At 69.1% G+C, this 9831-nt stretch carries 8 protein-coding genes and 2 tRNA genes; 6 read left to right on the top strand and 4 right to left on the bottom strand.

Features of this window, described 5'->3' with window-relative positions:
• Together V3T34_RS21160 and V3T34_RS21155 are read left to right on the top strand one after the other, a co-directional pair.
• The coding region (locus V3T34_RS21160) for an aldehyde dehydrogenase family protein (RefSeq protein ID WP_305077936.1) at positions 1-202 on the top strand (202 nt) is incomplete at its 5' end.
• 579 nt (positions 203-781) lie between these two features.
• Positions 782-1456 (top strand): transporter substrate-binding domain-containing protein, encoded by a 675-nt coding sequence (locus V3T34_RS21155; protein WP_305077937.1) that lies wholly within the window; start codon positions 782-784, stop codon positions 1454-1456.
• 243 nt (positions 1457-1699) lie between these two features.
• Here V3T34_RS21155 and V3T34_RS21150 read toward each other — a convergent pair whose 3' ends face one another.
• Positions 1700-3391, bottom strand: a complete 1692-nt coding sequence (locus V3T34_RS21150) for a methyl-accepting chemotaxis protein (RefSeq protein WP_331369280.1) — start codon at positions 3389-3391, stop codon at positions 1700-1702.
• A gap of 563 nt (positions 3392-3954) precedes the next feature.
• Here V3T34_RS21150 and V3T34_RS21145 point away from each other — a divergent pair.
• The gene (locus tag V3T34_RS21145; RefSeq protein WP_305077939.1) at positions 3955-4680 is read left to right on the top strand and encodes a class I SAM-dependent methyltransferase; all 726 of its coding nucleotides are present in this window, start codon (positions 3955-3957) and stop codon (positions 4678-4680) included.
• Between the two features lie 66 nt (positions 4681-4746).
• On the opposite strand, the gene V3T34_RS21140 is transcribed toward V3T34_RS21145, so the two are convergent.
• From V3T34_RS21140 to V3T34_RS21130, 3 genes are all read right to left on the bottom strand, one after another.
• Positions 4747-4953: a hypothetical protein gene (locus V3T34_RS21140; RefSeq protein WP_305077940.1), complete on the bottom strand. Its 207-nt coding sequence runs from the start codon at positions 4951-4953 to the stop codon at positions 4747-4749.
• 86 nt (positions 4954-5039) lie between these two features.
• A tRNA-Val gene (locus V3T34_RS21135) sits at positions 5040-5114 on the bottom strand.
• 143 nt (positions 5115-5257) lie between these two features.
• Positions 5258-5332 (bottom strand) — tRNA-Val (locus V3T34_RS21130).
• 339 nt (positions 5333-5671) lie between these two features.
• Here V3T34_RS21130 and V3T34_RS21125 point away from each other — a divergent pair.
• From V3T34_RS21125 to V3T34_RS21115, 3 genes are all read left to right on the top strand, one after another.
• Positions 5672-7921, top strand: coding sequence for a glycosyltransferase family 2 protein (locus tag V3T34_RS21125; protein ID WP_305077941.1), 2250 nt, complete (start codon positions 5672-5674; stop codon positions 7919-7921).
• Positions 7922-8006: 85 nt separating this feature from the next.
• A complete protein-coding gene (locus V3T34_RS21120) occupies positions 8007-9311 on the top strand; it encodes a UDP-glucose dehydrogenase family protein (RefSeq protein WP_305077942.1) in 1305 nt (434 codons plus the stop codon).
• Between the two features lie 76 nt (positions 9312-9387).
• Positions 9388-9624, top strand: a complete 237-nt coding sequence (locus V3T34_RS21115; RefSeq protein ID WP_048426071.1) for an Lrp/AsnC ligand binding domain-containing protein — start codon at positions 9388-9390, stop codon at positions 9622-9624.
• The last annotated feature ends 207 nt before the right edge of the window (positions 9625-9831 follow it).

Here is a 9831-nt window from a genome sequence, read left to right as displayed (position 1 = left end):
CGGGATGGTGGGGATCAACGTGCCGATCCCGGTGCCGATGGCGTTCCACTCGTTCGGCGGCTGGAAGGCGTCGCTGTTTGGCGACCACCACATGCACGGGCCGGAGGGGGTGCGGTTCTACACCCGGTTGAAGACCATCACGACCCGCTGGCCCACCGGCATCCGCGCCGGCGCCGAATTCGTGATGCCGACGATGAAGTGACCGCGGCGGCGAAGGAGGCGGGGTCGAGCCGAGCTTCCTTCGCCTTATCCCGGCCAAGCAGATTTTGCCGAAGTGGTCGCTGATTCGGTGCCGGAAGTCTGCGACAAAACAAGAACCTGAGCGGGCGAAGCGTTGGCCTGCCCACGGTACACGACAGGGGCGTGAAGCCTCTCTGCGTCAAGGCTTTCCCATACGCCACCTCATCCTGAGGTGTTGGCGATCAAAGATCGCACGTGTTGGCGATCAAAGATCGCACGTGTTGGCGATCAAAGATCGCACGTGTTGGCGATCAAAGATCGCACGTGTTGGCGATCAAAGATCGCACGTGTTGGCGATCAAAGATCGCACGTGATCGACGATCGCTGAGCCTCGAAGGACGCCTCCAGAAATCGCAGCGACATCCGGAGGCCTCCTTCAAGGTCAGTCGATCTTCGATCGACTAACGCCTCAGGATGAGGTCGCGGGTGGGAGAGGTAATCATCGCGGATTCACGTCGCTGCCGTGTGCCGTGAGGCCTGCCAACGCAAGTCTGCTTAAGCGCTTCGGGCGCTTGGGGACATACCGACGATGAGAGATCCCGTGACGAGCGATCCGGCCGCGGCCCGGCCTCTGCGCATCGCGATCAATCTCGCCAACGCGGCGCTCGTGCGGATCGGGGAGCACGACGGCGAGCCGCACGGGATCGCCGTCGACCTGGGCCGCGCGCTCGGCGAGTGGCTCGATCGCCCGGTCCGCCTCGTGACCTTCCCGTCGGCCGGCGCCCTCATGGCGTCCGTCGGCGACGCCGGATGGGACGTCGCGTTCATCGCCGTCGATCCGGCGCGCGCCGACCGCGTGGCGTATAGCCGCCCGTATAAGCGCATCGAGGCCGTTTTCGCCGTCCGGGAGACGAGTCCGCTCCGGAACGGCGACGACGTCGACCGGCCGCAGGTGCGGGTCGCGTCGGCGGCCGGGGCCGCCTACCACGGCCATCTCGCCCGGTCCCTCCGGCACGCCGAGCTGTCGACGGTGCCGACGCCGGGCGACGCTCTGCGGCTCCTCTGCGAGGGCGGATGCGACGTCGCGGCGGGCGTCAGGCAGGCCGTCGAGGCGTTCGCGGCGCAGCGCACGGATCTCCGCCTCCTGCCGGGCCGGTTCATGGCGATCGAGCAGGCGCTCGCCGTGCCGCGGCAAGGGACGCTCGGCGCCAGCGTGCTCGATGAGTTTCTCGCGCACGCAGCAGCGAAGGGCATGATCGATGACGATGCGATCTAACGATCTATTTCAAATATAAATGTTGAATATATCTTATTTATGCGCGAGTTTTATCGGATCTATCTCGATAGAATTTTAACAACCCCGGTTCATCGCTTGCTGGATGCAGTACCGGCGCCGCCGCCCGCCCGCGGCGACGCGGCCCTGCCGGGCAGGACGACGGCCCCGGAAGGAGCCGTCGATGGGGATCGCGGCGGCCCGCTCGCCTTCTCGTCGCGAGCGCTGGCCGACGAAAAGGCGGTTTCAGGCGGCCCGCACGGTGGCGAGGAAGCGGGCGACCTCGGCGCCGAGATGCTCGGATTGCCGCGACAGCTCGGAAGCTGCGGACAGGACCTGTCCGGCCGCCGCCCCCGTCTCCTCCGATGCCTGCGCCACCCCGGCGATGTTGCCCGTCACCTCGGTCGTCCCCACCGAGGCCTGGGCGACGTTGCGCACGATCTCCTGCGTGGCCGCGCCCTGCTGCTCCACCGCCGCCGCGATCGACGTCGCCACGCTGTCGATCTCCCGGATGCGGCTCGTGATCGCGCCGATCGCCGTCACCGCCTGCGCGGTCACCCCCTGCACCTCGCCGATCTGGCGCGCGATCTCCTCGGTCGCCTTGGCGGTCTGCTCGGCCAGCGCCTTCACCTCCGTGGCCACCACCGCGAAGCCGCGCCCCGCCGCGCCGGCGCGCGCCGCCTCGATCGTGGCGTTGAGCGCCAGCAGGTTGGTCTGGCCGGCGATGCCCGAGATCATCCCGACCATGTCGCCGATCCGGCCGGCGTTCTGGCTGAGCGCCTGGACGAGCTGCGCGGTCTGGCTTGCCTCGCCCACCGCCGCCTGGGCGAGATGGGCCGAGCCGGTCACCTGGCGGCCGATCTCCTGCACCGAGGCGCCGAGCTCCTCGGCCGCCACCGCGACCGTGTTGACGTTGGTGGCGGCTTCTTCCGCGGCGGCGGCCACGGTGGTCGATTGGGACGCGGTCTCCTGGGCGGTGTCGGTCATCTGCTGGGCGGTAGCCTGGAGCTCGGTGGCCGAGGACGAGACCATGCCGACGATGCCGCCGACGGCGCGCTCGAAGCCGTCTGCGAGCTCGATCATGGTGCGCTTGCGCTCGGCGGCCGCCGCCGCGTCGGCGCGGCGCTTGATCTCGGCCTCCTCGGCGGCCTTGCGGGCGACCATCGCCCTGATGCCCTCGACCGCCTTGCCGACGGCGCCGATCTCGTCGCCGCGGCCGGCCTCCCGGATCTCGGCGTCGATCTCGCCGCGGGCCATGCGCTGCAGCACCCCGACGAGGCCGGCGAGCGGACGGGTGATGCCGAAGACCACGATGAGGACCGAAAGCGCGATCGCTCCGATCAGCCCGGCCGCCGCCGCAGCGGTCAGCATCCACACGGCCTTCGAGACGGATTGCTCCGCCTCGTCCCGGGCCTGGCGCAGCTCGGCGTTCAGGCGATCGACGCGCTCTTCGACGAAGGTCCGCATCTTCTCGCGGGCGGCGCCGGCGTCGACCAGCAGGGCTTTGACCGCCGCCTCGTTGTCGTTCCTGAGGCCGAGGGCGGCCGCCCTGTCGGTGGCGGCGAAGAAGGCCTGCAGCAGGCTTTGAAGCGTCTGGTTAATGGCCTGGCGCTGCGGCGTATCGGCCATTGCGATCAGGGTGTTCGCGGCGTCGAGCGAGGCCTTCACGGCATTGTCGTAGCGGAGCTTGTACCCCGCCAACTCCCGCTCGCGGGTCTCGAGGATGAGGTTGCGGGACGCGATGGCGACCTCGTTGGTGTTGATCCTGATGCTCAGGATCCGCTCGAGCCGGACGGTTTGCTGGTCGACGATGCTGCGCATCTGCTTGGCAAGGCCATCGAGGCCGCTGACGGCATAGACGACCAGCCCGCAGGACACGGTTGCCATGAGCAGCAGCGGCACGACCGATTTCAGCATGATTTTGGTGTTGCGAAGCATGACAGATTCCCCCATCCGGCAAATTTTGTGCAAATATTATCCTTCAAATATAATTTACAATTTACTAATACATGCTGTTTTTGATCCACCTTCGCAAATGAAAATTTCAGCGTAGATTTCGTGAAAGCGATTTAATATTTGTAAAAATATTTATTGTATTCCAGGAAATAACAAGATGCCAACATTTTTGCTGGAGGCTATAGGGATGCGGAATGGGTTCCGTTAGGGTGGTACGAGCGGACTTTCATCTGCAGAACATTCGATGCCGATCACATTACCCTGCAATCCAATCGTGCACGCCAGGGAGGCCGGGCGATGTGCCGCCGACGGCCTCGATCCCTGCTGCCGCTCGGCCCGCATCGACCGGGGCCCCGTGCCCATGCCCGCATCGCGCGGATGATCCGGTCGGATGTCGGCCCGCCCGGGACGGCATGACGCTCCAGGATGGGGTTGCCAAGCTTGACGGTCGCGCGGGTTGTTTCTACCCTGCGGCGTGGTCCGTGATGATGTCGATCGTATAAGACGGGGGCAGGTGAATGGGTGCCGCTTCGTCTCGATACGACGTGGAAGAGCACGCCGGATCGAACTACAGGGAAGTTCTGGCGACAATCCACGCGACGTTGCAGCCGCGTAATTACTTCGAGATCGGCACCCGGGAAGGCGACACGCTCGCCTTGGCGAAGTGCGACGCGATCGCCGTCGATCCCACCTTCGTCATCGCCGATCCCACCATCTTTTCGACGCGCCGGATGTCGCTGCTGTACCAGATGACGTCCGACGACTTCTTCGCACGGTTCGATCCCAGGAACCTGTTCGGCGAGCCCGTCCAGTTCGCCTTTCTGGACGGCATGCACCGGTGCGAGTTCCTGCTCAGGGATTTCTACAACACGGAGGCGGTGTCCGCACCGAACTCGGTGATCGCCCTGCACGATTGCCTGCCGCCGGAACTGCCGATGACGGCGCGCACCGAGGCGGGCATCGTCCCGGTCAAGCCGTCGCGCACCGGGTGGTGGACCGGCGACGTCTGGCGCACGGCGCTCCTCCTCAAGCAGGTCCGGCCCGACCTGGAGATCCTGGCGCTCGATTCCTTCCCGACCGGGCTCGTGCTGGTCACCAGCCTCGATCCCGGCTCGTCGTACCTGAAGGATAACTACAACGCCCTCCTCAAGAGGATGATGTCGTACGACCTGGCGACGATCGGCATCGAGCGCTTCTTCGATGAGCTCCGGGTCGTCAGCACGTCCGAGATCGACAGCGACGAGAAGCTGACGGCGCGGTTCTGGCTCTGAGGGGCCGTCGCGGCACGGTCGCCGCGCCCCATCCCGGGCGCGGTCGCTGCAAGGCCGAGGGGGCCTTCAGCCCTCCGCGGCCCGCAGCGAGCGGGCGCAGGCCGAGAGGATCGCCCGCGCGGTCTCCGGGTAGTCGCTGTCCAGGACGGCCTCGAGGGTGCCGACGGTCTCGGCCAGCAGCGCCTCGCCGTCGGCGACGCCCTGCTTGTGCAGCGCGACCGCGAGCGCGGTCGTCAGGGTGGCGAAGGCGACACCCACATCCTGGTCGGTCATGAGAGGATTCCGTTCCGTCGCGGAGCGGGCCGCCGGGCGATCCTGCCGGGCAGCGAGCCTCTCCGTGGGGAAGGACCGTGGTACGATGGTGGGCGCGACAGGGATCGAACCTGTGACCCCTACGATGTCAACGTAGTGCTCTCCCGCTGAGCTACGCGCCCATCGCCCCGTGCAAGCCGTGGCTCGCCGTGCGGTCCGTCTTCGAGCGGTCCCGTCGCCGGGGCGCCCTGGTCTCGTACAAGCGACCGAGCGGTCTCGGTCTCGTCGCGCTCCGGGGGGATGACCCCTGACATCCGAAGTGCGATGGTGGGCGCGACAGGGATCGAACCTGTGACCCCTACGATGTCAACGTAGTGCTCTCCCGCTGAGCTACGCGCCCTCGAGGCCGTGTGGGCGGCCCCGGTGTGAGAGGGCGTATAGAGGCAGTCGCGGCGGGTGACAAGACGGTTCCGCGGGCCGGCACGGTTTTCCGTTGCCGGCTCCCGACGGCGGCTCGGGCCGGGAGCCGGCCGGGCGGTCCCGCCCGCCGGGCGCCGCGGCCTTCCGAGCCTCGATCGCGCCTTTCCCGGGCTCTGGCCGGGCCTTGCCAGCCGCTCCCGCCGCCTGCTACACGGTCGGCCGCCTGCCTTGGCGTAACCAATTGATTTCATTGAGAATGACGAGGCCGGGCCTGCTGCTCGCCGGCCCTGCGGCAGCGATAGCGGCGCGAGCACAGGTGATGAAGGCGCGAGCACAGGTGACGGCCCAGACCCCTTCCGCGTCCCTCCCCGCCTCCCGGCCCGCCGCCCTGCAGGCGTCGCTCCGCCTCGGGCGCGGCCGCGTCGTCCGGCGCGATTTCGCCCGCCTCGCGCTCGAGTTCGGGGCCGAGGGGCTGAGTCTCGACGTGGCGGATCTCGGGCTCGGGGCGCGCTGGGTCGCGATCGCCTTCAAGGACGAGAACCACGGCGCCTTCAGCCGGGTCGAGCTCACCGCCATCGTGGATGGGCCGGAGGGGCCGCAGGGCACCAGCCTCGACGAGCGCGCCTTCGGCCACGGGCGCTTCACCTGGCTCGGGCGGCTGCCCGCCGGCACCACGTCCCTGCGGCTGACCCCGATGCTCGGCGAGCCGGCGCTGGCCATCGCCGAGTTCACCGTCACGGTGCGCAGCCGCCTCGCCCTCGTCGGCCGGGCGGCCCTGCGCCGGCCGGTCCTCACCGCCCAGGCCCTCTTCTGGCGCTCCGTCGGCAAGCGGGTGCGCTCGCAGCACCGTCTCGCCCGCGCCCTCGTGCCGCCGGGGCTCACCGGCTACGACACCTGGGTCCGTCACTTCGACACCCTGAGCGAGGCCGACCGCGGCCGCATCACCGCCGAGGTGGCGCAGTGGCGCGAGCCGCCGCTGATCTCGGTGGTGATGCCGGTCTACGACCCGGGTTCCAAGGTCCTGGAGGAGGCCCTGCGCTCGGTGCGCGGGCAGCTCTACCCGCATTGGGAGCTCTGCATCGCCGACGACGCCTCGACCGACCCGGCGGTGCCGCGGCTGCTCGCCCGGGCGGCGGCCGAGGATCCGCGCATCCGCGTCGAGCGCCGGCCCGAGAACGGCCACATCGCGGCGGCCACCAACACCGCGCTGGCGCTCGCCCGCGGCGCCTACGTCGCCTTCATGGACCACGACGACGTGCTGCCGGCCCACGCCCTTTACGAAGTGGCGAAGGCGATCCGGCGCGAGCCCGACCTCGACCTGATCTACAGCGACGAGGACAAGATCGACGCCGACGGCCGGCGCTCCGAGCCGCACTTCAAGGGCGACTGGAACCCCGAGCTCCTCTACGGCCAGAACTATCTCAACCACCTGACGGTGGTGCGCCGCAGCCTCGTCGCGGCGGCGGGGGGGCTGCGGCCCGGCTTCGAGGGCAGCCAGGACCACGACCTGCTCCTGCGCCTGAGCGACCGGCTCGACCCGGCCCGGGTGCGCCACCTGCCGGCGATCCTGTACCACTGGCGCACCGCGATCGGCTCCGGCACCTTCTCGGACGCGTTCCTGGCGCGGGCCGAGGCGGCGCGCCTCCAGGCCCTGGAGGAGCTGGTGGCGCGGCGCGGCTGGCCGCACCGGGTCGAGCGGGGCCCGCTCGGCTTCAACCGGCTGGTGCGCGCCCTGCCCCACCCGGCCCCGCTCGTCTCGGTGGTGATTCCGACCAAGGACCGGGCCGAGCTGCTGCGCGTCGTCCTCGACGGGCTCCTGACCGGGACCGACTATCCGGCGATCGAGGTCGTGGTGGTCGACAACGGCAGCACCGAGCCCGCGGCCCTGGCGCTCCTGGAGCGGGCCGCCGCCGATCCGCGGGTGCGGGTGCTGTCGCGCCCCGGCCCGTTCAACTTCTCGGGGCTCTCGAACGACGGTGCTGCGGCCGCGCGCGGGCCGCTGCTCCTGTTCCTCAACAACGACATCGAGATCGTCGCGCCGGGCTGGCTCACGGAACTGGCCTCGATCGCGGTCGAGGACGGGGTCGGTGCCGTCGGCGCCAAGCTGTCCTATCCGGACGGCACGCTCCAGCACGGCGGCGTGGTGCTGGGGGTCGGCGGCGTCGCCGGCCACAGCCACCCGGATATCGGGCCCGACGACCCGGGCTATTTCGGCCGCATGGTGATCTCGCAGGAGGTCTCGGCGGTCACCGGCGCCTGCCTGATGATGCGGCGCGCGGTGTTCGAGGAGGTCGGCCGGTTCGACGCCGCGCATCTGGCGGTGGCCTTCAACGACATCGACCTGTGCCTGCGGGTGCGCAAGGCCGGCTACCGGGTGATCTGGACGCCGCACGCCGCCCTGACGCACCACGAATCGAAGAGCCGCGGCAAGGAGGACACCCCCGAGAAGCGCGCCCGCTTCGAGGCCGAGGTCGCCACCATGACCGAGCGCTGGGGGCCGGAGCTGCGCAACGACCCCTACTACAACCCGAACCTCGCCCGGGCGAAGGCGCTGTTCCGCCTCTGGTGACGGGGCGGACGTTGCCCGTTTTGCACTGCAACGCTACAGCGGTGCCCGCGGGCGCCGCGCCGCGCCGCTGCCGGGAGGACGTGAGATGCGCGTTGCGATGGTGGGGGCGGGGTATGTCGGCCTGGTCTCCGGAGCCTGCTTCGCCGATTTCGGCCACACCATCACCTGCGTCGACACGGCGCCGGAGAAGATTACCGCCCTCAAGGAGGGCCGCATCCCGATCTACGAGCCCGGCCTCGACGCGCTGGTGGCCGAGAACGTGCGCCAGGAGCGCCTGACCTTCACCACGGACCTCGCCCAGGCGGTCGCCGGGGCCGACGCGGTGTTCATCGCGGTCGGCACGCCCTCGCGCCGGGGCGACGGCTTCGCCGACCTCTCCTACGTCTACCAGGCGGCGCGCGACATCGCCGCCGCCGTCACCGGGCCCACCGTCGTCGTCACCAAGTCCACGGTGCCGGTCGGCACCGGCGACGAGGTCGAGCGCATCGTCCGCGAGGCGCGGCCGGACATCGCCATCGCGGTCGCCTCGAACCCCGAATTCCTGCGCGAGGGCGCGGCGATCTCCGACTTCAAGCGGCCCGACCGCATCGTCGTCGGTGCCGACGATCCCGCCGCGGCCGCCGTGGTGAGCGAGCTCTACCGCCCGCTCTACCTCAACCACGCGCCGATCCTGGTGACGAGCCGGCGCACCGCCGAGCTGACCAAGTACGCGGCCAACGCCTTCCTGGCCACCAAGATCACCTTCATCAACGAGATCGCCGACCTGTGCGAGCAGGTCGGCGCCGACGTGCAGGAGGTCGCCCGCGGCATCGGCCTCGACAACCGCATCGGGCGCAAGTTCCTGCATGCCGGGCCGGGTTACGGCGGCTCGTGCTTTCCCAAGGACACGCTGGCGCTGGTCAAGACCGCCCAGGATGCGGGCTCGCCGGTGCGCCTCGTCGAGACGGTGGTGGCGGTCAACGACAGCCGCAAGCGCGCCATGGCCCGCAAGGTGATCGCCGCCTGCGGCGGGTCGGTCCGCGGCAAGCGGATCGCCGTGCTGGGGCTGACCTTCAAGCCCAACACCGACGACATGCGCGACGCGCCCTCGCTGTCGATCATCACCGGGCTGCAGGATGCCGGCGCCGCGGTGACGGCCTACGACCCGGAGGGCATCGAGCAGGCCCGCCCGCTCCTGCCCGACGTGGCCTATGCCACCGATGCCTATGCCTGCGCGGAGGGCGCGCACGCTCTCGTGATCGTGACCGAGTGGGACGCCTTCCGGGCGCTCGACCTCAAGCGCCTGCGCGAGGCGATGGCCGAGCCGGTCCTCGTCGACCTGCGCAACGTCTACCGGCCCGAGGATGCCCGCAAGCACGGCTTCGCCTATGCCAGCGTCGGGCGGCCCTGACCGATCCGCCGGATCCCGATCGTCGATCGGGATCCGTTCCCTGTCATGAATCCAGACGATCGCCGGGAGCGAGCCGATGCAGACCTTCTTCGTCGAGATCAAGTGCCGCCTGGGAAAGACCTACACCGTGGCGAGTGCTCTGGCCGATCGGGAGATCGCCTCCGAGATCTACTCGACGGCCGGCCACTACGATGTCCTGGCGAAGTTTCACGTCGATGACGGGGTGGATATCGGACATTTCGTGGCCGAGCACGTCCAAACCATCGCGGATATCCAGGATACCCGCACCATCATCACCTTCAAGGCGTTCTGAGCGCGATCGGCCCGCCTCGCCGCTCCGCCCCATTGCCACCCGATTCGTCGGGTCTAAGGCGGGGCGGGCGCGACCGGCCCGGCTCGGGGTGCCTTCGAGCTTGGCAGCATTACCTGTGAGTTCTGGTATTTCTACCGGATGACAGTGTTGTGGCGCCTATGCGGGCCTTGTGCCTCGCTATGCCGCAGGACTTCGACTGATGAAGGC

The organism is Methylobacterium ajmalii (genome assembly GCF_036448855.1).
In the GTDB taxonomy this organism is placed as follows: Bacteria; Pseudomonadota; Alphaproteobacteria; order Rhizobiales; family Beijerinckiaceae; genus Methylobacterium; species Methylobacterium ajmalii.
This window is presented reverse-complemented; position numbering and strand designations above follow the sequence as displayed.